Genomic DNA, 25666 nt, shown 5'->3' on the forward strand with positions numbered 1-25666 from the left:
TTCCGGTTGCGCGAGCTTTTCCGGTTCCGTGGTGGGCACGGTTACGCTGTCAGTCACTTGAGCTCCTCGAGCAGAGTCTTGCGGTGGGTGATGGCACTGGCAGTTCTGGCGAAGGTTTGCCGCCAGTCGGGGTCACGAGCACGCTCCGCCGCACGCTCCAGCAAAGTTACTGCGCTGTAAGGAAATCGAGTCTCGGCCAGGCGCAGCGATGCGACGTACTTGTAGCGTGAGAATTCGCCGGCCTTGGCGCCTCCGTCGGCACGTCTGGCCGCAACTCGTTCCCACTGGGCTACCACTGCCCGGGTGATGTCCTCGGGCCATGGACCTCGCAGAGCGTCGTAGATCGCTGCCCGGCCCGGGTGCAGAACGTTGGCGTCGCCGTTTCCGGACCTCAACAGATCAGCCAGCGCCTTGGCCGGCACCAACGGGAGCACGCGTCGATCGGTGGCGGTGCCGCGCATACGAAAGAGTTCCAGCGCCCATTCCGTATTGTTCTGCGCGACTGCGGCGGTGGACCACGCGTCGTGAAGGATCGGCTCCCAGCTTTCGTCAACGCTCATCCCCAAGACCTTGCCTGGTCCACCGATCATGTTGTTCCACAGAGACAACGGCGCAGAACCGATCGCCTGACGCACATACTCGGCACGATAGTCGGTGTGTGGATTCGGCCGGTCTTCGATGCCGTCTCGCCTCGCCGCTGAATCGACTTCCTCAGGCGGGACGATGACGAGCGTGGACCGAACGAGTTTCCTTTCCACCCGCACCCATTTCCGAACCCGAGCAGCCATTCTCTCCCCGAACTCCGATTCGGGGAGTTGTCCGAGTACTTCCACTGCCGCGCGTCGCACGTCCTTGCGACGGTCGTCGAGGGCTTCCTCCAACAATGGTTGATCATCCGCACTCAGTCCGTTTGCCAGCGCCGCGACGAAGGCAGCCTTCTGTTCGCCCCGCTCGGTGCCCCAGGACTTTCGGAGTTCGGCCAGCGCCAGCGCGGGATCTGTTCGACGAGTGTCCATCAGCCACTGTGTGCGCTGCGACGAACTTCCGTGACGCCACACGTCCGGGTTGGCATCCCTGGTTCGGACGAGTTTGCTCCACTCGGGGTTTTGCGCGGCAAGCCATCGACCACGCTCGCCGACCATCTGCAGGATGCTCTCCCGGTGAGCTTCACTTGCACGTGCAAAGGAAAGCAACTCGGCGACCAGATGATCAGGCGCACGGTAATTGTGCTCCAACGCGACTGCGAACCATTCGTCGAGCAAGGTCGCCTTGGCCGCGAGCATCGACAGCAGATGCGCCGATGAGGATTCCGGCAGCGTGAATCGAACATCGTCTGGCGCAGGTGTCGGCACCGCCGCCGTGGTGGAGCCCGCACCGCCACGGCGGTACGCCCTCTCCAACGCTGCTCCTGCGAGAAGCATCTCGGCAGGATCGCCGTCGAGTTCGCGAGCGTAGCCACGCACTTCAGCCGGCAGCTCCTCGAATGTTGTTGCTGTTCTGGCTGTCCCAAGGAGCGCCGCTGAGATCAATGTACTCACAGCACGATCACCTGCCCTCCCGTGAAAACCGAGATCGGAGTAAGAGCCAGCGCGTTCCACGTTCCGCAGACTGTGACCGGGTAACCGCCGGAAATGCCGAGCAACTTCCACAGAAGATCCGAATCACCCTCTGCCCGAAGCGCTGTGCCCGATTCGTCGACGACAAACCATGATCCGTCGACGAACGACGGGACCACCGAACTGATCACTGCCGGCCACGAGCGCAACCATGGATCCGCGGCGAGGGCATCGGTAAACTGCTGCAACGCAGTGTCGATGCTTCCGAACGGCATGGTTGTGAAGGGCTCCGGTTCTCCGTGCGTGACCCCTATCCGCGCCCGCAATGCCGCGGCACCGGGATAGAAATGAACATCGGCGTTGAGCAGAAACCCGACTGGCGGCGTTTCGGTGGCAAAATTGGGTGACCCGTGGGAGAAGTCGAGCAGCATGGCCCACCGCTTCGAATTCCTGCCGAGCATCCACACCGTTCGGGTGAACAGTCGCTTCTCCTCGGTGATCCCGGAACCGAGAATCATCCAGTTCTCTTTCACCGGAATCGATTCCATCACACTCTCGGTTGAGACCGGATAGCCGACGTGTGCTTTCACCGAATCGGCAAGATCTTCCGGCAACTCGGACAGCTTCTGATGCGCAGCAACCAGCAGGTGCAACCGAGCCAACTCGTCGAGTACTTTCTCAGGCCAGTTCTCGGTAGACGCAACGGTGCCCGCCAAGGCTCGAAGTGTGCCTGCGACACCAGGCGCCTGAGCATCCACCATTCGAGCAGCTACTGCGTCGAAGCCCGCCCAGGATGTGTCCATCGCTGCCAGACCACTGCGGATCTGATCGGTGATCCACAGGTCCAATTCGACGAGCCCGCTCGCAACGCGGTCGGCGCGCTTCTGCGCTGTCGCCGGGTCGGGAGCCTTCTTGGGGGCCTCGTCGCCGGTCTCAGCCCTTTCGCCGCGGGTCTCGGCCTTCTCCTCGCGGCGCAACAACCACTCTGCCGCGAAGTCGGCGGGCTCGTCCGCCGACGGCACACGCCCTTCCGACCATTCCACCAACAGCCCCAGAGCATGTTTGCACGGAAACTTTCGACTGGGGCACGAGCACTTGTATGCAGGGCCCCGCAGGTCGACCACTGCTTGATACGGCTTCGAGCCGCTGCCCTGACACAGCCCCCAGAGCGCGAGACCCCTGTTGCCGGCATGGCTCCACGAACCAGCCAACTTGCGCGCAGCGGCCAGCGATGCGGCGTCCGGAGCTACCGACGCCACCTGCCCAGCTGTCCACGGCGAAGTCACTCGACCACAGTATGACAACCCGCTGACATCACGGAGTCAGGCCGATTCGTTGGTGAATGACCCCTTGACTCGAACACATATTCGAATATGGTTTGGGGAGGGGATCGGGGGATTCAATGAGCGTCTTGTTGTCGGATGTGGTGTCGGGTTCTGCGGTGGGGCTACGCGGACGGTTGTGGCAGTTGTCTGCTGCCGAGTTGCGTGCGGCTGCGGTGTCGGCGAGCGCGGAGATTCTGCGCCTCGAAGCTGTGCGTGTGGCGGTGGTGGACGAGTTGTCGTTGCGCCCGGATGATCAGGTGATTGCCAGTCGCGGTGTGGGGTCCTGGTTGGCGGCTAACACCATGCTGCAGGTTCGGGACGGGAAGAAGATCGCCGCGTTGGGTGCGGCTTTGCGGCCGTTTCCGGCGGTGGCGGCTCGGTTCGATGGCGGGGATTGCTCCTTCGATCATGCCGTGTTGATCGTGGCGTTCTGTGAATCACCACCGAAGGGGATGCCGGAGGAGGCGCTCCCGAAGTGCATCGATTTGTTGCTCGCTGCTGCGTCGGGTGTGGAGGCGACGACGACGAAAGTGCAGAACGTGATCGCGACCTTGGAGCGGTTGTTCGAATCCGATGAAATTCCGCCCGCCGAAGATGTCGACCGGAACGAGTTGCGGATCGCCTCGACATTGAACGGTCGGGTGGTGGTGCGCGGCGATTTCGACGCCCTCACCGGCGAAATGCTGCTCTCCGCGTTGTCGAATCTGACAATGCCGACCCCAGCACCGGATGGGACGCCGGATGCCCGGTCGGCGGCGAAACGCACCGCGGACGGGTTCACCGAACTGATCCGCCGGTATCTGGACTGCGCGAAAACCGGTACCGATGGTGGTCAGCGTCCGCATGTGAACGTGCACATCAATGCTCGGGATCTGGCGGAGCATCGGGATTGTGCCGCACAGTCTTCGGATTCGGGTGATGACGACTCTCTGGACCTGGCCGATCTTGATGTCGGGCACATGCCCTGGCTCGGACCACTGTCCGTGTCACAGACCAGACTCCTCGGCTGCGACTGCTTCCTCTCCACCGTCCTGCTCGACGATCACGGCGCACCGCTCGATGCGAAACCCGGAAAACGATTGGTCACCCCCGAACAGCGAGTGGCCTTGATCGCCCGAGACAAAGGCTGCGCGTTCCCGGGGTGTTCATGTGTGCCTGCCTGGACGGATGCGCACCATATCCGGCACTGGGCGAACGGCGGCCCGACGGTGATGAACAACCTGGTCCTGCTGTGCCGTTCACATCACCGACTGATGCACCGGAAATCCGGGTTCGTCGGCAAATGGGAAATCCGAATCGGCGCCGACAACAAACCCTGGTTCGTCCCGCCGCCCTCGATCGACCCCGGACAGCAACCCAGGCCGGCGAACACCACCTTCAAAACCTGAGGGGTCAAACCTCTTTGGCGACAACAGAACACGGCCAGGCTCCGCATCGGACATCAAAACCCGATACGGAGCCCACAGGCCGTGTCGCATCCACGACTCATGACGATTTGGCCGGGCGCAAGACCGATCTGCCCAACAACTCACAAACCTGCAGGGCCAGAGCAAGATCCAACTTGTCTCGGCCGGCAGCAACTGGATCGCCGAGCGCCTTGTTGATGCGATACTTCACCGTATTCCGGTGCAGATTCATGTGATTGGCAGTGTGCAGATGACTTTCACCATGTGCAAAGTACACACTCAACGTCGTCCGCAAGGATGCAGCAGAGGGCGTATCTTCCGCCAACGGGCCAAGCACCTCCCAGACCCATGACTTCGTCGAATCGATGTTCTCGGACAGAAGTGAGACCACAGCGACGCCGCGGTCTCCGAAGCTCACCACAGGTCGCTGCGGTGTATCCGGGACGGCAGCAACCGAATAGGCGGCGGTTGCCTGTTCGTGGGACCGTTTGAAACCGTCGACCCCTGACCCCGGCAGTCCGATTGCCACCCGCGCCCCGCCGTCCAACGGCACTGCCGCCGCGAGAAACTCCGGATCCGGCGCAGGCACCCGGCGACCGAACGGCAGCCACGCCCACACCGTGCGTCGATCGATGGCGGTGATGATCGGCGGCTTGTCCGCTCCCGCCGCTGCGCCGAGATCACGTACGAGTCGGTCCAGCGTATTGATGCCCATGACGTCGGCATCCCACGTCGACCAGACCACCAGGGCGACGTGGTTCTGACCGAGGCGGTACCCGGTCTCCGCTTCGAAAGCAGCGGTATCTGCGTTGGTGCCGGACAGGAGGGCGTGGATTGCGGCCGAATGGAGGTTTCCCTGCGCTGCCATCCATCGACTGCGTTCCCGCTCGTACGCGTCGAAGACGTAGAGCGTGATCCAGTCGATGTAGCTGTAGACCACGTCCGAAGTGTGTTTCAGGACAGCCAAAGTGAGTCGCGCCGGAATATCCAGTGTGCTGATCTCGTCGTGACAGATCCGCATCAGATCGCCTTGGCCCATGTGATAGGCCCGGACAAGGGAGTTGGACGGGACATCCCGCTGCGCCAGACGCAGCGCGTATTCCACTGCAGCAGTGGTGGGTTGGAGATGATCGATCGGAATGTCGTTGGCCAATACGTGGATGATCGTCGTGATGTTTCCCTGCACGCTGGCCTCGAGCATTTCGAGCAATTTGGCGTCTGCATCCAATTGGTCGATTTCGTGAGCCATCATGAAGGCCATCTCACGCGCGATGTCGGCGCTGCGCTCGTCGAGTCGTCGTGCCAACTCGGCAACCACCGCAAGCACTTCCGGCTCCGCGGCTGCAGGCACTCGGGCGAGGCGCCGCATCGCACCGGCGCCTCGCTCCTTGTGCGATGGACTACTCACAGAACTTCCGCACCCTTTCGTCGCAGGTACTTCAGAGCCGATTCGGCTGCGTTGTACCCGCACATTCCATGTGCTCCGGCACCCGGCGGGGTCGAGGCCGAGCACAGGTAAGTGCCCGCGATCCCCGTGCTGTACGGATCGACTGCGACGCGCGGACGCAAGACAACCTGCAGTTCGGTGTTGGCACCTCCGATGATGTCGCCGCCTACCTGATTCGGATTGTCCTCTGCCAGGTCAGCTGTACCACTGCTCGACGTCGCGACGATCTGCTCCCGGAATCCTGGCGCAAACCTCTCGATCTGACGGATGATCGCCTCCGTAGCGTCGCCGGCGTAACCGTGAGGCACGTGCGCATAGGCATACAGAGGATGAACGTTCCCGGCGGATCGGGTGGGATCAGCCAGGTATTGCTGACCTAGGAGCACGAACGGCCGGTCCGGCATACGGCCTGAATTCGTCTCACGCTCAGCGGCCACGATTTCGTCGAAACCACCTGCCAGATGGACAGTTCCGGCCCGAGCACAGTCCGGATTGGTCCACGGCACATGACCTTCGATCGCAAAATCGACCTTGAATGCTCCGGGAGCCTGCTTGAACTTTCGATAGGCCCTCGCCACTCGACCAGGGAGTCGATCGCCCAGAATTTCGAGCGCACCCCCCGGATTGACATCCAGCAGAACAACATCGGCGTCCGGAATCTCGGAGGCCGTACGAACCCGAACGCCGGTGTCGATCTTGCCGCCGTGATCGAGGAGCATCGCAGCCATCGCGTCGGTGATCGACCGCGAACCTCCCTCGGCAACCGGCCAACCGTAGCGGTGACCAGCAGCAGTGATCATCAATCCCACCGCCGAGGTGGCCGGACGGTTGAGTGGATAGAAGGCGTGTGCGGCAACCCCGCCGAACAGCGCCTTCCCCTTGTCCGTCTTCCACAGTTTGGCGGTCACCGTTGCCGGAAGCAGCGCTCGCGGACCGAAAGCTGCGAGCCGCAGCGGATGGTGCGGAACATTGACGATCGGGCGCATCAGATCGGACGCCAGCGCATCGAACCCAGTCGACAAGTCACCGAACATGCGTTGCCATCGAGGCCCGTCAGCGCCGAGCCCCGCAGCCGTCTGCTCCAGCGAGCGGTACAGGACCCCGGCGTCCCCGTTGTCGAGCGGATGCGCGCAGTCCACCTCTGCCCATCTCCAGATCAGCCCGTATCGCTCGAGGTCCAGCTTGGACAGGTACGGCGAGCCGATACCCATCGGGTGAAACGCCGAGCAGTGATCATGGATCAACCCCGGCACGTCGATCGGACCGGAGCGGGTGCCTCCGCCGATCTGGTCGGCAGCCTCGAGCACCTGCACGTCCACACCGCTACGTGCGAGGTGTACCGCGGCAGCGAGCCCATTGGGCCCGCTGCCGACGACTACGGCCTTTGTCACTTACTCACCTCTTGCTCGCTACCGCTGACCCTCGTACGCATCTTCGGTTCGGAGACAACCTGCGGATCCGTTGCCGCGCGGTCGGCCCGTACGTCCAGTGTCCACTGAACGTCGAACGGAATGGGCCCGTTCGGCAACCACGGCTGTTCGGCGACTGCGTCGGCGACCTTGAAAGTACCTCGTTCGATGACACCGAGAGCGGCATCGATCACCTGGTACTCCTGCGTTCCCTTGTGGATGGGCTGCGATTCGATCCAGGTCACCAGGAACTCACCGGGTGCGAAATTGCAGCGACGCTGAATGGCTGCGATCAACTTCGCGTCGTGCAGGTGCCCGTCACCGAAGTTGAAGGCGACGATGGAGTTGCACATGAACTCTGCTTCCCGCAGTGAGTACGTGTTGATGTCGTCGCCGAGGTGCCTGATCATCAGAGAGAACAGCGCACGCCCCTGGCTGTGCATGGAACGCCAGCCCAACAGCTGATGCAGAACGACATCGGACACATCTTCGGGGTACATCGTCATCAACTGATTGCGCGTATCCGGCGACGGACGCTTGATGAACTGGTCGATCTTGGCTTCAGCGCCCGGCGCGAATGCCCACGTCGCGGATGCCCAGTTGCCGGCGTACTGACGCATCGACGGCAGGAAGGACACCAGATCCGGTCGAAGGTTTCCGAGAATGGGGAAGAAGGCAAGGGCTGCAACAATTCCCGCGGTGATCCACGGTGAGGACATGGCGCCGAGTCCGTAGCCGTCCCATGCCGGGAATCCCAGGAACAGGAAGACCGAGGCATAGGCGAACAGAAGATTCCATTCGAGTGGGACGGCAAGCGGGAAGGTCGACGCGATGAACAGATGGAATCCGACCATGAGGATCACGGCGAGGATCGTGAGGGTCTTGTTCGTCGAGAACAGCAGTATCAACGGGGTGACGATTTCGACCATCGTTCCGGCCACGTGTGCGACGCCGCCGCCCAGGTGTGAAGGCCGCAGATCCTCCGGGAAATTCCGGTAGTGGGCGCGCTTGATCTTCTTCGACGGGATCCACGGGGTATTGCTGAGCATCGGAGGAACCACCAGCGAGAAATGGCGACCGAACTTCGAGACACCGGCACCGATCCACACCATGACGATCAGCAGTTTGAGCGCCAGGATCATGTCGACGAACGGCAGGAATGTGAAGAAGAAGATCGCCGGCAGGTACTGCTCACTACGGGCAGCGATGAAGGGCACCTTGTCCCGCAACCCGAGAATCACCATGAGTACCAGGAAGGAGTACAAGACCGTCGGACGCACCAGTCCGGCATTGTCAGCGATTGCCGAGTCGATTCCTGTGGTGTGAACACCGGGGAGAACAGCGGCAACAAGGAGATTGGCGACTGCGGCGGCATAGATGAAGACGTCGAACACCGTGCGGGTGTCACCCGAGGTGAGCGGCACTTTGCCCGGCCACGGTGGCAGACGAATGGTGCCGGGGCGGAGCCAGTAGAGAACTCCACCGGTCATCGGCTTGAAGTGGCCGGCGAGCGGTCCCCAGGATCCTGCCAAGCCCAGCATCTCGAGCATCATCGTCCAGATGATGAGTTTCTGGTAGACGATCGGCTGGTTCCACCACGATCCGATGTCGAACCACGAGAGGCCGGAAGTCAAAGTGGCAACGGCTGTTCCAGCTGCCAGGTAGAGGAACAACAGTTTCATGATGTAGACGGTGTGGACCATCTTCGGCGTACCGAAGCCGTAATCCACCCAGTGCGTGGACATGTCACGCAGACGCTCGAGAAACGGCTTGTCCATGAACGTTGCCGGATCGACGGGAGGGAAGTTTCCTTCTTTGAATCCCATGATGTGCTCCTGAAATACGGAATGTGGGCATGACGGATCGACTCGACGGACGTCGTCGAGCTGTGCTGGTATTACGGGGAAGTGACTAGTGAGCGGGAGTTGCGCTCAAAGCTCGTCTCATTCCAGGTTTGTCGATCTTGCCCACCGGGTTTCGGGGAAGCGCATCGACGACGTAGATCGCCACTGGCACCTTTACTCGGGTGAGCAAGGCCGTGACATGTTCGAGCAGTTCGTCTTCGGTGACGGGTGCATCGGGGTAGGCAACGACATAGGCAACTGGCACCTCTCCGTAGACCTGGTGCGGAGCGCCGATGACGGCTGCCTCGAGCACGGAAGGATGTGTAGCGAGCGAATTTTCGATCTCCTTGGGGTAGATGTTCTCTCCCCCACGGATGATCATGTCCTTGATGCGATCGACCAGGGTCAGGTAGCCGTCCTCGTCGAGGACTCCGACGTCACCGGTATGCAACCAACCATCCTTGACGGTCTTCGCAGTCTCCTCCGGCTTCCCCAGATAGCCACGCATCACGTTGCCACCCTTGATGACCACCTCTCCGGCAGTCCCGGCGGGCGCAAAGGTTCCGTCCTCGGCAAGAATGGCAATCTGCTGGCCGGGCAACGCCGGGCCGACCGTACCGAGTTTGCGCACGCCGTCCACAGGATTGCAGGCCGACGCACAGGTCCCCTCGGTGAGTCCGTAACCTTCCACGATCACGAAACCGAAACGCTGCTCAGCGCGTTCGAGGAGTTCCTTGCTGATCGGCGCCGCACCGCACACGGCAAACCTCAAGGACGACGTGTCGATCGAGGAGTCTTCCGGCTGTGAGGTCAGCATCGCGTAGATTGCCGGCACCGCCGAGAAATACGTGGGGCGAAGCCGCGCGACGTCGTCGAAGAATCTCGAAACCGAGAACTTCCCGGTGACACTCACCTGTCCGCCGACAAGTAAGGGCGTCAAGACGCTGACGCAGATCGCGTTGACATGGAACAGCGGCAGAATCAGCAGGCAGTGATCCGCGCCGGTAACGCCGATGTTCTTGCCCATCGACGAAGCCATGAACTGCAGGTTGGCATGAGTCAGCATCACTCCCTTGGGCCGTCCGGTGGAGCCGCTGGTGTAGATGAGCAACGCCAGATCGTCTGCTGCAACATCGATTCCGGGTCGGGGATCGGTCGGCGGCACTGTCGCCAGATCCTCGACGGCCAACACTGCGCGGCCGCCCGAGGGTGCGTCGGCAGTGGCGGTGATGACCAACTCGGCCCCGGAGTCCGCGATCTGGTAGTCCGCTTCGTTCGCGGTGAACATCGGATTGATGGGTGTAGCGGCAGCACCGATGCGCCAGGCAGCCATGATCGCGATCAGCAACTCGACGCGATTGGGCAGCATGATCGCCACCACGTCACCGAGGCCGATTCCGAGTCCAGCCAATTGCGCGGCAACAGCTTCCGTGCGATCTGCGAACTCTTCATACGTGAGTTCGACGTGGTCGTCCCGCAAGCACGGCTTCTGCCCGTACTTCTCTGCAAGATCCCAAGCCAGATATCCGATGTTCGCCACGAGAGTCAGCACCTTTCATTCGTGTGTGACTCAAAACACTATCGGCGTCCTGCGGCCGAAGAAACGGTCCCAGGGGATCAACTTGTCCAGGTTCTTTGTTCCCTGAGCACAACACCACACGTACGGTATGCATCAGTTCGACGGCTGATGCAACACCTCGTGGGCGCGTCTGGTCACCACCTCGGAGATCCGGCGCAAGACAGGTGACGACAGTTTCCACTGCTGCCAGTACAGCGGAACGTCGTCCACGAAGTCCGGATCGAATCCGATCAGCACGCCGGAGCGATCGTCGTCGCCGCGCTGCAGGTCCGGTATCAATCCCCAGCCGTATCCCCGCCTGACGGCGTCCGCGAAGTCTGCCGATGAAGGAACAAGATGACGGGGCGGATCGGCGGGGTGGCCGACCTTTTGATCGAGGTAGCGATCCTGCAGTAGATCCTTGCGATTGAACACAACCAGCGGCGCCTCCGAAAGGGATTCGGCCGTGACACCGTCTGCGAACCAACGACGGCAGAACTCCGCACTCGCCATCGGCCGATACCGCATGATGCCCAAACGGCTGGAGGTACACCCTTGAATCGGTGACGCAACAGAGGTGACGGCAGCCATGACCGAACCGTCGCGCAGTAGTTCAGTGGTGTGGTCTTGATCGTCGAGATGAAAATCGAAACTGACTTCTTGCGTGAACTCCGCGAGGGCCCCGAGAACCCAGGTGGACAGCGAATCGGCATTGACCGCGATCGAGACGCGTGCAAACATCCCTGAACCATTTTCAAGGCCGAGTTCTCGCACGGTGCCACGCGACAGTGCGTCTATCTGACGGGCAAGACGCAGGACTTCTCTCCCCGAATCGGTGACCCGGATGGGTTTGGTGCGCTGCACCAGGATCCGGCCAACCGAGGTCTCGAGACCTTTGATTCGTTGGCTGACCGCCGAAGGCGTGATGTGTAACTTCCGCGCCGCCGCCTCGAAGGTTCCCTCGTCGACCGCGGCGTGCAATGCCCTCAGTTGCTCGAAATCCAACATAATCTGAAGCTACTCTGATGCATCCTAAGAATCATTAGCTGGACTGACTGAAATCCGAGCGGCAGGCTCGACGACATGCTCAGCACCAACGACCCTGCGTCGGCCCTCGTCGGTTTCGGGGTCGGACTGTCTTTGATCGTCGCAATCGGCGCCCAGAATGCGTTTGTTCTTCGTCAAGGCCTGACGCGATCACACGTACTCCCGATCGTCGCAGTGTGCGCGTTGTCAGACGCAATTCTCATCCTCGCGGGCGTCAGCGGAATCGGGACCCTCCTCGAACACGCACCGTCGATGATCACGTTCGTTCGTATCGCCGGCGCCGTTTTCCTCCTCAGCTATGCGCTCTTCGCCGCCAAGCGGGCACTTCACCCCCAGACGTTGGCGCCGGATCGACATGGCAACGGGTCGAGGCTTGCCGCCGTCACGATGGCATTGGCTCTCACCTGGCTCAATCCACACGTGTACCTCGACACCGTCGTGCTCATGGGTTCCATCGCCAACGGTCGCGGCGAGATCGGACGTTGGTGGTTTGCCGCCGGTGCCATCACGGCAAGTGTGGTCTGGTTCGGCGCCCTCGGTTACGGCGCACGTCTGCTGACGCCGCTTTTTGCGAAACCCAACGCCTGGCGGGTTCTCGATGCTCTGATCGCCGTGATGATGGCGGTTCTCGGAATCAGCCTGCTTGTCGAATTGTGACCAGGCTGCACAACCTCGATCCGACCCTGCGGGTAGCGCGATGGGTTACCGTCCAAGGTGAGGAAGCTCAATTCACCTGTCGCGAGTTGTGACCATCAGGTAGGGCTGATCACGATGACCGAGGACGATGGCGGCACCGAACCGCGTGACTCCAACCGCGGACTGGGTTTGCTGTGTCTACTCGCTGCGGTCGCCGGCGTCGGGGTCGGATTTGTCGGCGGCGCGTTCCGTTGGTGTCTGATCAGGGCCGACGAACTTCGTCAGGCGATCGTGAACTGGGCGCATCACGTTCCGTACGTCGGGTGGCTCGTGCCGGTCCTCCTGGTGGCCCTGTGTACCGTACTTGCCGTACTGATCGTCAGACGAGTGCCCCTCGCAAAGGGAAGCGGCATCCAGCACGTCGAGGCGGTGTCCCGCGGTGAAGCGAAACCGCCGGGAATCAATCTCGTGCCCGCCAGATTCATCGGCGGCCTCTTGGCGATCGGCTCCGGTCTGGTTCTCGGTCGTGAAGGCCCCACCGTACACATGGGTGCGGCGATCGGAGCAGAAGCGGGACGGCGAGCCCGCCTCACCGAACCCGACGTCGCCATGCTGCAAACATCCACGGCCGGAGCAGGTCTCGCTGTCGCATTCAACGCGCCGATCGCGGGAGCACTGTTCGTCTGCGAGGAGGTGACGCACTCGTTCCGGCTGCGCACCGTGCTGCCAACCCTTTTCGGTGTTTCAGTGGCGGTGGGCTGTGCACGGATCGTCATCGGTGATCAACCCGATTTCGAAGTCGGCACCGTCCCGACACCTCAACTCGCATTCTTGCCACTGTTCGTCGTCTTCGGAATCCTCACGGGGCTACTGGGTATTGCGTACAACCGCCTGATTCTAGGACTACTCGACATCGTGGCACGGCTCGACAAGATCCCACCGACTGTCATCGGCGCAACGATCGGCGCCGTCATCGGCCTGACGCTGTTCCTCGACCCGTTGGCCAGTGGGGGCGGCGACGTTCTTGCACAGATGATCGTCGGCGGAAGGACCTTCGTACTGCCGATCCTGCTGCTGTACTTGGTGGTTCGGTTCTTCACCGGCCCGCTCTCGTATGCCGCTGGAACTCCCGGCGGACTGTTCGCTCCCTTACTCGCTCTCGGCGCGCTCTGGGGGTCGATCTTCACCGGACTGTCGAGCTTCGTGCCCGGAGTGGACGCCGGGCTCACGGTCACCATGGCCACCGTCGGTATGGCGGCCTTCTTCGGCGCCGTAGTACGCGCACCGTTCACCGGCATCGTGATCGTGGTCGAAATGACCGCGGTGACGTCGACGCTGGTCCCGATGCTCGCTGCCACTGCGGCAGCGGTATTCGTCACCACGTCGGCAGGGTCGGCACCTATCTACGACAGTCTGCGCGAACGGATGTTGGAGCCGCAACGCCCGCATACGGATTGATCCCCGCACACGGGTCATTGCAGCACGGGTGCGCTACGTGAATTTCAGAATTTGCAGATGACTTCCTCGGAGAACCTGCGTACCGCATCTTTCTTCGCTTCCAGGTCGCAGTCGAACCCGAGGCCGTACATGGCCCAAGGAATGACGATCGATTCCGTCACTCCGCTATCGGCCAGTTCCAGGGAGCCGTCGAGACCGAAGCGATCGGCGCAGACGGCCTGAATTTCGAACGGGGACTCGGCGCGCCCGTACTCGACCCGCAGGACGCCGATCCTCGCGATGAGAGCTTGCAGATCAGCGAAAGAGACTGTAGCCGAGGTCCAACCGTCACCCACTCGCGCTGCACGGCGCAATGCGGCCGCGGAATGTCCTCCGATGTAGATGGGGACGGGATCGACCGGCGCCGGGCTCATCTGCAGCCTGTCGAAGTCGAAGAACTTGCCGTGATGTTCGACCATACCGCCGCCTAGAACCAGTCGCAGTACCTCGAGCATCTCGTCGACTCGCGGGCCTCGATCCTTGGGGGAAGCGCCGCACCACTCGAATTCCTCTGGCGCCCAGCCCACACCGACCCCGAGACCGAAGCGGCCTCCTGTCAGATTCGCGACCGACCCCACCTGGCTTGCCAGCAGCAGAGGATTGCGTGAGCTGAGCTCGAGCACCTGCGGATAAAAGCGAATCTTCGACGTTCCGGGCCCCATGAAGGCCGCGGCAATCATGGGGTCTACAAATGGTGTCTTCGCGTCCCACATCCGCACACCGTCAGCGGTATACGGATACCCGGTAGCGCCCCGCTCGGGAAAGAACAGTGAGTCGGGCATCGTGATCGAAGAAAAGCCGCATTCTTCGGCCACTTTCGCAAGTGCAACGAGTTGAGAGAGGGGAATCATCGCCACGGCGAGGCTGAACTTCATCGGAAGATCCCTCTGTTCAGTTGACCGGAGCGACTGAAGTGCCTCGATGAGCTCGAAGTCGGTTCGCACCGATCGGCTTGGGAGACAGTGGATCCTGAACAGTCACTTCTTGCAACGCCCAGTCATACGACAACTCCCCCGCAGTGCGGTCGAAGCATCAGCCACCCTCGGTTGGACAAGGACGTGTTCGAGGTTACAAAGCTCCCGCTACTTCGGCTCGGCGGCTTCCCGCCAGGCGGACACATACCAAGAACTTCGGGGTCCTGGTGACACCTGGCACCCCACTCCCCCTGATTTCGCACCGTGCAACCTGCGAATCGGCCTACTGATGCAAGGGAGTTCCGACGTAGTTCTCGGCGATCAGCGTTCGTCCCGCCACGGAACGCGTGACCATGTCCAACTCGGCCAACTGTCGGCGATGCCCGAAACCGCTGTCGTCTGGCAAGCGATGGAGCATCGACGACATCCACCACGAGAAGTGCTGCGTCCGCCACACACGCGGCAACACCGTTTCGGTGTACCCGTCCAGCATCTTTCGGTCGGACGAGGTGAAGAAACCGTCCATTGCCTTCGCCAGTGCGTAGACGTCGGCGATCGCGAGATTCATTCCCTTCGCGCCGGTCGGCGGCACGGTGTGCGCCGCATCCCCGGCAAGAAACAGGTTGCCGTGCTGCATCGGCTCACACACGAAGCTGCGGAACTGGAGGATCGACTTCTGAAAGATCCTGCCGTCCTTGATCTCCGCCCCCTCACCGTCGACGCGCATGTGCAGCTCGTCCCAGATTCGATCGTCGGACCAGTTGTCCACGGAGTCGTCCGGATCGACCTGAAGGTAATGACGCTGTACCTCGGGCGTCCGTGTGCTGATCAGTGCAAACCCGCGCTCATGGTTGGCATAGATCAGTTCTTCGGACGACGGCGGCGCCTCGGCCAGGATGCCGAACCACGCGAAGGGATACTGGCGGAAATGATCTGTTCGGATCGACGGTTCGGGAATCAGCTTTCGCGTTCCGGTGCGTGAACCGTCGCAACCGGCCACCAGGGCGCACTCGAGCTTCTGATCATTTCCGTCCGAGTCGACAAAAGTGATACTCGGGCGATCCGATTCGTGATCGTGTACTTGCGCGTCGGACACTCCGAATCGAATGTCCCCGCCGTCAGCGAGACGCCGCGCGATCAGATCCTTGAGCACCTCGTGTTGCGGATAAACCGTGACTGCTCGCCCGTCGGTCAGTTCGTCGAACGCGATTCGGTGCCCTCGTCCACCGAATCGCAACTCGATTCCGTGATGTTCGAGGCCCTCCCGCTTCAGTCGATCACCGAGTCCGGTCTCGACCATGAGATCAACCGTGTTCTGTTCGAGCACGCCGGCACGAATGGTGCCTTCTACCTCTTCGCGGGTGCGGCATTCCAGGACAACCGAATCGATTCCCTTCAGATGCAACAGATGCGAGAGCATCAACCCGGCGGGACCACCACCGACGATTCCGACCTGGGTGCGTGAAGAAGACATACAGAGAGCTCCTGAGGTGAGTGACGATTGAGACCACCCTCGACCACGATCACTCCTCTGAACAGCTGCAATTTCACTCAGTGAAAGACCGAAACGAGCTATCGAAACCCACCGCTACCAAGCCCGCGTGATATTCCACGGGCGGCCGCGACCAACGCCGGCAGTAAAGGAGCCGGATCCTGCTCCACCGGAACAACTGTCGAGACCGCTGCCACGACACTGCCCCCGGCTTCGCGGACAGGAGCGGCGACGGCAAGGGTTCCGACGTTCAGATACTCACGACAGACCACGAATCCGGCGCGCCTGATCTCGTCGAGAGTTGCTCGCAAAATCCGCTCGGAAGTAATGGTTTTGGGAGTGAACGACTCGAGGCCGGCGCGAAGGACGTCGTCGAGAAGCTCGGTTCCGCCGTGCGCGAGGAGAATCAATCCACCGCTGGACGCGTGCAACGGCAATCTTCCGCCGGCACGGCCGACCACGGTGACGGCGCTACGCGAGGACAAGCGCTCGAGGTACAGAGCCTCGGTGCCCTCACGAACGACCAACTGCACGTTCTCTCGGGTGACCTCGTACAGGTCCTCGAGGAACGGCAACGCCACCTGCCGTAGGCCGTGAGCGCCGGGAGCAAGAGCGCCGATCTCCCACAACCGGACTCCGACCTGGTACTTGCCGTCACTCCGACGCTCGAGTGCGCCCTCAGCCACCAACTGCCCACACAGTCGGTGGACGGTGGGCAGAGGCAAGCCGCTGCGACGACTGATCTCCGACTGCGTCAACCGCGGCGATTTCGCGTCGAAGGCACCGAGCACGATAAATGCCCGGCCGATCAACGAACGCTCGCCTGATGCCATTCACACAGTGTGACTGACATCAGGCGAAACGTGTTCAGGCGGTGCGGAGCTACGCGGAGTGCGCCAACTCCGGTTCGCGTTCGGTCACCGGCGGCGTGGCCTCGATCTTCATCGGCTCCTGCGCGTAGTGGAAGTGCGGACGACGGTGACCGATAAACGAACCGAACCACGACATCACAGCGACATACCGGTTGCGGAAGCCCACCAGATACATCACGTGCACGGCCAGCCACATGAACCAGGCGATCGTGCCCTTGAACTCGACCTTGCGGACGCGACACACAGCGCTGAATCGGCTGATGATCGACATGCTGCCCTTGTCGAAGTACTTGAAAGGCGTTCCGGCCTTGACCTTTCCGTTCACAGTCTTCGCTGCGTGACGGCCACCCTGCATTGCAACGGGCGACTGACCCGGCAGACCGTTCAGCGAAGTCATGTCGCCGATGGCAAAGACGTTGGCAAACCCGCCGACGGTCAAGTCCGGATTGATGAGCAGACGACCCGCACGGTCACTCTCACAACCGGTCGCCTCGCCGAGCACTGCTGCGAAGTCGTTGGCGCGAACACCGGCCGACCAGATGACGGTCTCGGCGTCGATGCGCTTCTCTTCCTTGGTCTTTGCCGAAGAGACGGTGACACCGTGCTCGTCGATGGCGGTGACCATGGTGTTGAGAACAACCTCGACACCCGACTTCTCGAGCGAGGCCTGTGTGTACTCACTGAGCTTGCCGCCGAAGGCCGGAAGCGCAACGCCCGCGCCCTCGACCATGGTGACCGTGACCTCGTCGGCGCTGATGTTGTTAATGGACTTGGCGAAGTAGCGACGCGCCAGTTCCTTGATCTGTCCGGCGAGCTCGACGCCGGTCGCGCCTGCACCGACGACAACGAAGCTGAGCAGGTTGCGGCGAACCAGCGCGTCGTTGGTGGTGTGAGCCTCTTCGAAGCAACGCAGGATCTGCTTACGCAGGACCTCGGCATCCTCGACGGTCTTGAGCTTGTAGGTGACCTTTTCGAACTCGTCATGACCGAAGTACGCCTGGGTGGCACCGGTGGCTGCGATGAGCGAGCGGTATCCGAGAGTGTGGCGGGTGCCCGAAGCCTCGTAGACGACGGTGTTCTCTTCGGCGTTGACCTCGACGACGCGACCGAGACGCACGTCGGCGTTGGGGTACTTCTGCAGGATCGTGCGGATGGGCGGAGCAACTTCGCCTGCCGACAGAACACCAGTCGCCACCTGGTAGAGCAGCGGCTGGAAGAGGTGCTCGGTGGTGGCGGAGATGAGGACGAACGGCGTCTTGGACTTCGCGAGGGTCTTGGCCGCGGCGAGGGCTCCGAATCCCGAACCGACGATGACTACCTGAGTCTGCTCGTGTCCAGTCGCGTCGATGTCAGCGCGACCCGCAGCTGTTCTATCCACAACAAATCTCCTCAACCAAATTGAAAGTATGACTATTACGGTATGGACTGATCATGGGTCGGGTCCAGCTAGCTGGAGTATTCGCAAGACTGTTATCTCGATTGCTCATAAGTAAGCTGTCCTCATGGACTTCCGCCAACTCAAGTACTTCCTCGTCGTGAGCGAGGAACTGAGCTTCAGTCGCGCTGCCGAGCGCTGCTTCATCTCGCAGTCGGCGATCAGCCATCAGGTCGCCCGACTGGAGAAGGAGCTTGGCGCGACACTCTTCGAACGCTCGACCCGAGCCGTTCGCCTTGCCCCGGCAGGATCGCGACTCGTGCCCATCGCGCAGCAAGTCCTCAGCCTCGAAACGATGGCCTACTCCGTCGCACGGGACCCACGAGCCCGGATCCGGATCACCGGAAACATGAGCTTCGCCGCTCAGACGCTGGACGCCATCGCACACGTGCGCGAACTTCATCCGGACCTGGACGTCGAGTTCGTCATCAAGAGTTTTGCCCACCGCATGGACGCCGTGGCCTCCGGTGACGCCGACATCGCGCTGATTCGCGGCGGCGTCGACCGCCCCGGACTCGAACCCTTGGACCTCGGCGTCGAAGATCTCCTGGTCGTCATGTCGAGCCGGCACCCCCTGGCCGGCCAGCAAAGCGTCGACCTCAATGATCTGGCCGCATACCCCCTGCTCCTGCCGCCGCGCCAAAGCCAGGTGCTCATTCACAAGGTGGTCGAGGACGCGTTCCGCGAGATAGATCGACGCGTCCAACTGGGCCCTGCAATTCCGAGCGATCACACAGCCACGCTGGACGTGATCACCAACCCGCGCGCCTGGACCCTGCTGTATTCGATCACCGCAGGCGAATCTCCACGCGCCGGCATCAGCTTCATGCGAGAATCGAACGGCCGCTTGCGAATTCCCGTCTCGGGAGTGACCCGCAGCGGCGCCACCCACTCGACCGAGTTCGCCGATCTGATCCAAGCGCTCAAGGACGCCATGAATCCGTCTTTCACTGAGTGAAAGTGCGATGGCGATCAACTCCCCTCACGGAGCAACGTGGTCCACAACCATGTGATGCGGCGCGCGGTTGCATCCCTTTACCGAGGAGCGGCCATGACGCGTTTGCTGAGCGAACCTGTGTGGGAATCGAAGATCTTCGACGGCGAATGGGTTCGCGGTAGCGCCGACGATCGCATTGTCGTCGAGCCGGCCACCGGCAAGCAGTTGACGACGGTCGGCATGGCAACACCAGACGACGTAGCAGCCGCTGCAACAAAAGCTACTGCCGCTCAGAAGGATTGGGCAGCAAGGCCGTACACCGAACGAGCCGCCGTTCTACGCCGCGCCGGTCAACTGTTCGAGCAGTACGCCAACGAAATCGGCGAATGGGTAATCCGCGAGGCCGGCAGCATTCCCGCCAAAGCCGGACTGGAAACCCACACCGCTGCCGAAGAGTGCTACAACGCAGCAGCTTTGGCCGCACACCCCGTCGGCGAGGTGCTGCGCTCGGAGCAACCGCGGCTGAGCTTCTCTCGTCGCGTCCCCGTCGGCACCGTCGGCGTCATCGCACCGTTCAACTTCCCGATCATTCTGTCGATCCGTGCAGTCGCTCCCGCACTGGCACTGGGCAATTCGGTGATCCTCAAGCCTGATCCGCGCACGGCGATCTGTGGCGGTGTGGTTCTTGCCCGCATCTTCGAAGAAGCCGGTCTGCCTGCCGGAGTGTTCGGCATGCTGCCGGGTGGCGCTGACGCCGGTGAGGCAATCGTGGTTCATCCGAGCGTTCGCGTCATCGCATTCACCGGGTCGACCCGGGCAGGACGCGCTGTCGGTGAACTGGCGGGCCGCCATCTCAAACGAGCACACCTCGAACTCGGGGGAAACAACGCACTGATCGTCATGGACGACGTCGACCTCGAAAAGGCCGCATCTGTAGGCGCTTTCGGATCCTTCATGCACCAGGGGCAGATCTGCATGACCACCGGCCGCCAGCTCGTCCACGAAAGTATCGCCGCCGACTACACCGCACTCCTTGCCGAACGCGCCGACAAGCTTCCGGTAGGCGACCCGTTCACCGGTCAGGTCGCACTCGGACCCATCATCGACGCCGGACAACGCGACCACATCCACTCCCTGGTCACCGGAAGCATCGCGGCCGGAGCAAAACTGGCGGCCGGCGGCACCTACGAGGATCTCTTCTACCGGCCCACCGTGCTGGCCGACACCCCACTCACCGCGCCGGCATTCGCCGACGAAGTCTTCGGGCCAGTCGCACCGGTCACCTCCTTCGCCACCGTCGAACAAGCCGTCGCCATAGCCAACGATTCCGAGTACGGACTGTCACTGGGCATTCTGACCTCCGACGCCATGCGCGGGCTCGAGCTCGCCCAACAAATCCCCACCGGCCTCGTACACATCAACGATCAGACCGTCGGCGACGAAGCAGTCATCCCGTTCGGCGGTATGGCGTCTTCGGGTAACGGTGGCCGCGTCGGCAGTATCGGCGCAAACCTCGACGCCTTCACCGAAACGCAGTGGGTGACTGCGCAGAGCGCACTCCCGGTCTACCCCTTCTAGTCCGGAACACGCCGAGTTGGTCCTGAATACACCGAGCTGGCCCCAGGGGCTCACTGACCAGCATTGACGGGATCGATCTCGCGGACTTACCATCCAGAGAAAATTACTTCGGCACATTAAGCAATTTCTCTTGTAATTCCCGAGAAGGACCCACTTGACGAATTCAGTGACGACCGACAGCGCTGCGCAGCCAACGGTCCACGACACCCCGGATGTATCCGTCGTAACATCGCCGCGCCGCGAGGCCGTCATCATCGGGGCGCTCAGCCTGGCCGCGATGATCGTCTCGATGATGCAGACACTGCCCGTCCCGATTTTGGGGCGTATTCAGTCCGATCTGGGCGCATCCGCGGCCGGCATCAGTTGGGTGACGACGGCGACGTTGCTGTCGGCCGCCGTTTTCACTCCCCTGTTGGGCCGCTACGGCGATCAGCACGGCAAGAAGCGCACGCTGGTCGGCGTTCTGGTCGTCATGGTCATCGGTTCGATCGTCGCCGCACTGGCACACAATCTGCCACTTCTCATCCTCGGACGCGTCCTCCAGGGGACCGCCACCGCCATCTTCCCGCTGGCTCTGTCGGTCCTGCGCGAAGAGGTCCGCCCACACAAGCTTCCCGGCGCGATGGCATTGGTCAGCGGAACTCTCGCATTCGGCAGCGGGCTCGCCCTCGTAGCCACCGGACTTCTCACATCGGCTCCGGATGCCGACTACCGCAACGCCTTCTGGATGGCCACCGGGTTCGCGTTGCTTGCCCTCGTCGCCGTCGTCACGCTGGTTCCGGCAACCAAGCACAAGAGCGGCGGGCGCGTCGACGTCATCGGCGCGCTGAGCCTGGGCGCTGCACTCCTTCTGCTCCTGTTGTCGATTTCGCAAGGCCACCAATGGGGTTGGTTCTCACCCGTGACCATCGGTGTTTTCCTGGGCTCGATCGTGATGTTCGCAGTCTGGGTCTGGATCGAGAAGATCGTCGACGAACCACTGGTCGACATGCGAATGTTCGTCCACCGGCCCGTGATGATGGCGAATCTGGCGGGGGTCATGCTGGGCTTCGGAATGTTCGCCAACTTCCTGGGCATCTCCTATCTCGTGCAGCTTCCCCACGCCCTCACGGGATACGGATTCGACGCCAGCATTCTGCGTGCGTCGGTGGAATTCCTGCTGCCGGGTGCGATTGCCTCGCTGATCGCAGCACCGATCGGTGGGCGGTTCATCAGAGTGCGTGGGCCACGCTTCGTCCTGGGACTCACCGCCATCTGTGGTGCGGTGCCGTTCGCCTGGCTCGCGTACGACCACACGCACACCGCGTCGGTCATCGGTGCCGGCATCGTGATCGGCGCCGCCGTGAGCCTGGGCTACGCGGCCATGCCCGCGATCATCATGTCGAGCGTTCCGCGACACCAGAGTGGAATAGCCAACGGCATCAACTCGATCTCCCGTTCCACCGGCAGCGCCATGGGCAGTGCCGTGGTGACTACGATTCTCGCCTCGATGACCATCGCGAACCTGCCAGAGGGCGTATCCGCTCTGCCCAGCGAATCCGCCTTCACCGTCACCTTCGTCACTGCCGCCGTAGCTTTCGCTCTGGTCGGCCTGGTGGGTTGGTCAGGCCTCCCCAAGAGTGCGTCGACGTCTGTCAACGGCAGCGCGTGAACAGGCCTGCTCCGAACAGCTCCGCATTCACGAGATGCCCATGCGTGTGAGCATTGTGCGAGGATCGGCGGGAGGTAGCAGGTCTCGAAGCTGAGCGGCTCGGCGGTCGGTGAACTGCCGACACGCGTCGTCGTCGGAGAACACCCAGAAGTCCCCACGCGCTATTGCTTCGGTCATGTGCTCGGCGGCATCGAGCGGGTCGAGTCCGGATTCGACGTTCGCCTGTTGCATTGCATCGAAGACAGCGTTTGCCGTGACGTTCGTAGTCGGCGCGTCACGCTGGGCCGCACGAAAGATCTCACTCCGGATCGAGTGTGGAACAACAGCACTGACCTGAATCGGAGAGTCGACCAACGACAGATCTTGGTGCAAGCTCTCGGTCATCGCCAGCACCGCGAACTTACTGACGATGTACGGTCCTTGCACCGCGGCGCTGTTGATCCCGCCGACAGAAGACAGATTGGCCACACACGCCGGCTTACCCACCTTCAACATCAATGGCACGAAAGCACGAAGGCAATAGAAGACGCCGTCGACGTTGATCTCCATCAACCGTCGCCACCGCGCACCACTGACTTCCCACAGCAACCCGGCCGTCTCCACTCCGGCATTGTTGACCAGCAACTCGACGCTGCCGTGACGATCGAACACATTGTCCGCCATCCTCTTCACGGCATCGGCATCCGCTACGTCCACCCCATGGACGTCAGCTCTCCCACCGGCCGCGCGAATGTCCTCGGCGACGAGCGACGCACGCTCCTCGTCGATGTCGGCAACGACCACCGTCATTCCCAGCCGCGCAAGGTGACGGGCGAACCCTGCACCGATACCGGCCCCCGCACCGGTCACGACGGCCGTGCCGGTACCGAACCGGCGTTCAGCGTGGGACATCTCCACTCCTCGGGTTGTGTCGCCGAAACTATTGCTCGACAAAGACTTCAGATTCCTTCGGGCAGAATGTTGGGATTGCACCACGTCGGTGGCTCACGTCTGGGCATCAGCCCTTGCCCGTCGAGCGCCTTCACGACCAGATCCTGATACCAGGGAAAATGAAGACTGAAGGCTACAAGGCCGGTCCGCTCGGCCGCGGGAAGAGAACACATGGCCAGCACCGTCTCGGCAAGATACTCGACGGGCTCGGTTTCGTATCCATCCGGAATGAGTGCGTCGGCGCCGGGAGTCGAGATCGCAGTGGAAGGCCCCACCGAGTTGACCGCGATATTGTCGTCCAGCACCTCCGCGGCGAGGCCCTGTGTGAACCTGTGCAGTGCTGCCTTCATCGACGCGTAAATCACGTCACCCGACGTCTTGTTGTAGTCGCGGAAGGGCCTGATCGGATTCAGTCCCGTCGAGGAACCGATGTTCACGATCCAGCCTGCGCCGCGCTCTCGCATGTAGGGGATGGCTGCCTTCGACAGGGCGAACGGCGCGCGAATGTAGTGGTCGAGGGTCCGATCGAACGTCGCCAGCGACATCTTCTCGATCGGCGCGTAGTCGGCAAACCCGGCATTGTTCACGAGGATGTCGATACCTCCGGTCCGCGAGACGACCTTCTCGATCAATCCGTCGCGAGCCTCGGAATCCTCGAGATCGGCCGGAATGGCAAGTGCACGACCGTGTTGCGACTCGATCATCTCGACGGTCTCGGACAACGTACCGCCGATGACGACATTACTGTCGGCACGGACTGCCGCGGTAGGCCGAGCCGACCGTGCGGTGACGACCACGGTTGCCCCCTCTGCCGCCAGTCGCCTGGCGATCGCCCTGCCGATGCCTCGACTGCTCCCGGTCACCAGCGCGGTCTTCCCTACCAGCGAGTGATTCAACTGCTCCTCCAAGGCTCTTCCACTTCACGACATCGAACACATGACGTATGTGTTCGACCTGAGTTCGACTGCATTTCACGCAATCGTTGTCCGCCATGTTGCATCATCCGATTCTGTTGCACAGCAACGATTCCCGCCTGACGGGAGGTGTCGAAATGCCGGGCACATGACCAAATCCGCTATCTCCCGCTGTGTGAGATCGAAAGCATCACAACGGGTTAGGGGAAAGTAATCTTCACCAATGACAGATGAAACGCTCTACGTGATCGATCGGATAGTCACGAAACCGGGATGCGGTCGACAGTTCGTCGACGCGCTACTCGACCAGTATTTGCCGAGTGCACAGCGTCGCGGCATGACACTCGCCGACGTACTCGTCAGCCCTCCGTTGTGGTGCGATCAAGACCCGAACACCTTGACCGTCACCTGGACGGTCGACGGCACGGCCGGCTGGTGGTCGATGACGCGCCAGGGCCGCAGAGACTCCACCCTCAGGCAGTGGTGGGATGCAATGGCTCCGCTCATAATCGAACGGAGTCGCTCCATGGCCGCCGCAGCAAAGGACATCGAAGGACTGAGCAATGTATAACGTGACAAGAGTCGTGCACGCCGCCAACGGGGCGGGCGCCGACGAGTGGACCGATGCAGTGAAGAACATTGCCGCAGTTGCCGAATCGTCGAACGCGCTGCGTCGTCTCGTCTGTACGACACTTCCCGGCGTCATCAACGGCGGAGATCTGATCGTCCATCTTCAGTTCGAAGACGAGATGGCTTGGCAGACAGCCCGAGATGCGGTCGACGACAGCCTGCGCTGCGCCGCCGTCGACCACTTCCACGGTGCCGAGTACTCGTCCGGGACCACGGGACGTTCCGGCGCCGACGCCGCCGGTCAGGTGTACCGAGCGCTGTTCATCCGGGTATCCCCCGGCACACCCCAGGACGTACTCGAGGAATTCGAACGGGATCTGCTCAGGATGCCTACCCATATCTCGTCGATCTGCGCCTGGCGTCTCAGCCGAGTCGACGCAGCGATCGGGCACACACCATGGACTCATGTCTGGGAGCAGGAGTTCACCGACCTCGGCTCACTGCAGACCCAGTACCTCGATCATCCGATTCACTGGGCAGTGGTGGACCGGTGGTTCGACCCCGAATGTCCCGAGGCCGTGGTCCACGACAGAATCTGTCACACGTTCGGCAATCTCACCGAGAGACTCCTGACAGTGAAGTGATCTG

General features: G+C 61.9%; 21 protein-coding genes. 8 read left to right on the forward strand and 13 right to left on the reverse strand.

What is annotated here, in order from left to right; translation table 11 throughout:
• Window positions 1-53: 53 nt before the first annotated feature.
• Window positions 54-1538: a DUF5691 domain-containing protein gene (locus ACVZUB_RS27560; RefSeq protein WP_482627941.1), complete on the reverse strand. Its 1485-nt coding sequence runs from the start codon at window positions 1536-1538 to the stop codon at window positions 54-56.
• Complete coding sequence (locus tag ACVZUB_RS27565) at window positions 1535-2842, reverse strand: SWIM zinc finger family protein (RefSeq protein WP_482627942.1); 1308 nt, start codon at window positions 2840-2842, stop codon at window positions 1535-1537. Before ACVZUB_RS27565 ends, ACVZUB_RS27560 begins: the two co-directional genes overlap by 4 nt.
• Before the next feature lie 116 nt (window positions 2843-2958).
• On the opposite strand from ACVZUB_RS27565, the gene ACVZUB_RS27570 reads away from it, so the two are divergent.
• Window positions 2959-4269, forward strand: coding sequence for an HNH endonuclease signature motif containing protein (locus tag ACVZUB_RS27570; protein ID WP_482627943.1), 1311 nt, complete (start codon window positions 2959-2961; stop codon window positions 4267-4269).
• Between the two features lie 97 nt (window positions 4270-4366).
• Here ACVZUB_RS27570 and ACVZUB_RS27575 read toward each other — a convergent pair whose 3' ends face one another.
• From ACVZUB_RS27575 to ACVZUB_RS27595, 5 genes are all read right to left on the reverse strand, one after another.
• Complete coding sequence (locus ACVZUB_RS27575) at window positions 4367-5656, reverse strand: PucR family transcriptional regulator (protein ID WP_118604685.1); 1290 nt, start codon at window positions 5654-5656, stop codon at window positions 4367-4369.
• 35 nt (window positions 5657-5691) lie between these two features.
• Window positions 5692-7125, reverse strand: coding sequence for a phytoene desaturase family protein (locus ACVZUB_RS27580; protein ID WP_030536102.1), 1434 nt, complete (start codon window positions 7123-7125; stop codon window positions 5692-5694).
• A complete protein-coding gene (locus ACVZUB_RS27585) occupies window positions 7122-8969 on the reverse strand; it encodes a DUF3556 domain-containing protein (RefSeq protein ID WP_064075024.1) in 1848 nt (615 codons plus the stop codon). Before ACVZUB_RS27585 ends, ACVZUB_RS27580 begins: the two co-directional genes overlap by 4 nt.
• Window positions 8970-9054: 85 nt before the next feature.
• Window positions 9055-10527, reverse strand: coding sequence for a class I adenylate-forming enzyme family protein (locus tag ACVZUB_RS27590; RefSeq protein ID WP_482627944.1), 1473 nt, complete (start codon window positions 10525-10527; stop codon window positions 9055-9057).
• Between the two features lie 132 nt (window positions 10528-10659).
• Entirely contained in the window at window positions 10660-11553 is an 894-nt protein-coding gene (locus ACVZUB_RS27595) for a LysR family transcriptional regulator ArgP (RefSeq protein WP_482627945.1), read from the reverse strand.
• A gap of 75 nt (window positions 11554-11628) precedes the next feature.
• Here ACVZUB_RS27595 and ACVZUB_RS27600 point away from each other — a divergent pair, with 75 nt between their 5' ends.
• A complete protein-coding gene (locus ACVZUB_RS27600) occupies window positions 11629-12249 on the forward strand; it encodes a LysE/ArgO family amino acid transporter (protein WP_042451547.1) in 621 nt (206 codons plus the stop codon).
• Between the two features lie 114 nt (window positions 12250-12363).
• Window positions 12364-13686: a ClC family H(+)/Cl(-) exchange transporter gene (locus ACVZUB_RS27605; RefSeq protein ID WP_042451676.1), complete on the forward strand. Its 1323-nt coding sequence runs from the start codon at window positions 12364-12366 to the stop codon at window positions 13684-13686.
• Between the two features lie 44 nt (window positions 13687-13730).
• Here ACVZUB_RS27605 and ACVZUB_RS27610 read toward each other — a convergent pair whose 3' ends face one another.
• From ACVZUB_RS27610 to ACVZUB_RS27625, 4 genes are all read right to left on the reverse strand, one after another.
• The gene (locus ACVZUB_RS27610; protein ID WP_042451679.1) at window positions 13731-14600 is read right to left on the reverse strand and encodes a TIGR03619 family F420-dependent LLM class oxidoreductase; all 870 of its coding nucleotides are present in this window, start codon (window positions 14598-14600) and stop codon (window positions 13731-13733) included.
• 322 nt (window positions 14601-14922) lie between these two features.
• The gene (locus ACVZUB_RS27615) at window positions 14923-16113 is read right to left on the reverse strand and encodes a 4-hydroxybenzoate 3-monooxygenase (RefSeq protein ID WP_007730544.1); all 1191 of its coding nucleotides are present in this window, start codon (window positions 16111-16113) and stop codon (window positions 14923-14925) included.
• A gap of 98 nt (window positions 16114-16211) precedes the next feature.
• Window positions 16212-16964 (reverse strand): IclR family transcriptional regulator, encoded by a 753-nt coding sequence (locus ACVZUB_RS27620; RefSeq protein ID WP_003943227.1) that lies wholly within the window; start codon window positions 16962-16964, stop codon window positions 16212-16214.
• 49 nt (window positions 16965-17013) lie between these two features.
• Window positions 17014-18381: an NAD(P)/FAD-dependent oxidoreductase gene (locus ACVZUB_RS27625; protein ID WP_003942969.1), complete on the reverse strand. Its 1368-nt coding sequence runs from the start codon at window positions 18379-18381 to the stop codon at window positions 17014-17016.
• Between the two features lie 124 nt (window positions 18382-18505).
• Here ACVZUB_RS27625 and ACVZUB_RS27630 point away from each other — a divergent pair, with 124 nt between their 5' ends.
• The 3 genes from ACVZUB_RS27630 to ACVZUB_RS27640 all read left to right on the forward strand — a co-directional run bounded on the left by ACVZUB_RS27630 (window position 18506) and on the right by ACVZUB_RS27640 (window position 22604).
• Window positions 18506-19396, forward strand: a complete 891-nt coding sequence (locus ACVZUB_RS27630; RefSeq protein ID WP_058038355.1) for a LysR family transcriptional regulator — start codon at window positions 18506-18508, stop codon at window positions 19394-19396.
• A 93-nt stretch (window positions 19397-19489) separates the two neighbouring features.
• Window positions 19490-20953, forward strand: a complete 1464-nt coding sequence (locus ACVZUB_RS27635) for a benzaldehyde dehydrogenase (protein WP_482627946.1) — start codon at window positions 19490-19492, stop codon at window positions 20951-20953.
• Window positions 20954-21107: 154 nt separating this feature from the next.
• A complete protein-coding gene (locus tag ACVZUB_RS27640; protein ID WP_482627947.1) occupies window positions 21108-22604 on the forward strand; it encodes an MFS transporter in 1497 nt (498 codons plus the stop codon).
• A gap of 27 nt (window positions 22605-22631) precedes the next feature.
• On the opposite strand, the gene ACVZUB_RS27645 is transcribed toward ACVZUB_RS27640, so the two are convergent.
• On the reverse strand, window positions 22632-23495 hold the full coding sequence (locus tag ACVZUB_RS27645) for an SDR family NAD(P)-dependent oxidoreductase (RefSeq protein WP_007730535.1): 864 nt from the start codon (window positions 23493-23495) through the stop codon (window positions 22632-22634).
• 47 nt (window positions 23496-23542) lie between these two features.
• Window positions 23543-24430 carry an SDR family NAD(P)-dependent oxidoreductase gene (locus ACVZUB_RS27650; protein WP_058038475.1) on the reverse strand — a complete coding sequence of 296 codons (888 nt, stop codon included), beginning with the start codon at window positions 24428-24430 and terminating at the stop codon, window positions 23543-23545.
• A 241-nt stretch (window positions 24431-24671) separates the two neighbouring features.
• Here ACVZUB_RS27650 and ACVZUB_RS27655 point away from each other — a divergent pair, with 241 nt between their 5' ends.
• Window positions 24672-25019 carry a hypothetical protein gene (locus ACVZUB_RS27655; protein WP_218695684.1) on the forward strand — a complete coding sequence of 116 codons (348 nt, stop codon included), beginning with the start codon at window positions 24672-24674 and terminating at the stop codon, window positions 25017-25019.
• Entirely contained in the window at window positions 25012-25662 is a 651-nt protein-coding gene (locus ACVZUB_RS27660) for a Dabb family protein (protein WP_075834703.1), read from the forward strand. The genes ACVZUB_RS27655 and ACVZUB_RS27660 overlap by 8 nt, the downstream gene beginning before the upstream one ends.
• Window positions 25663-25666: the final 4 nt, after the last annotated feature.

Source organism: Rhodococcus sp. OS5 (assembly GCF_056837585.1).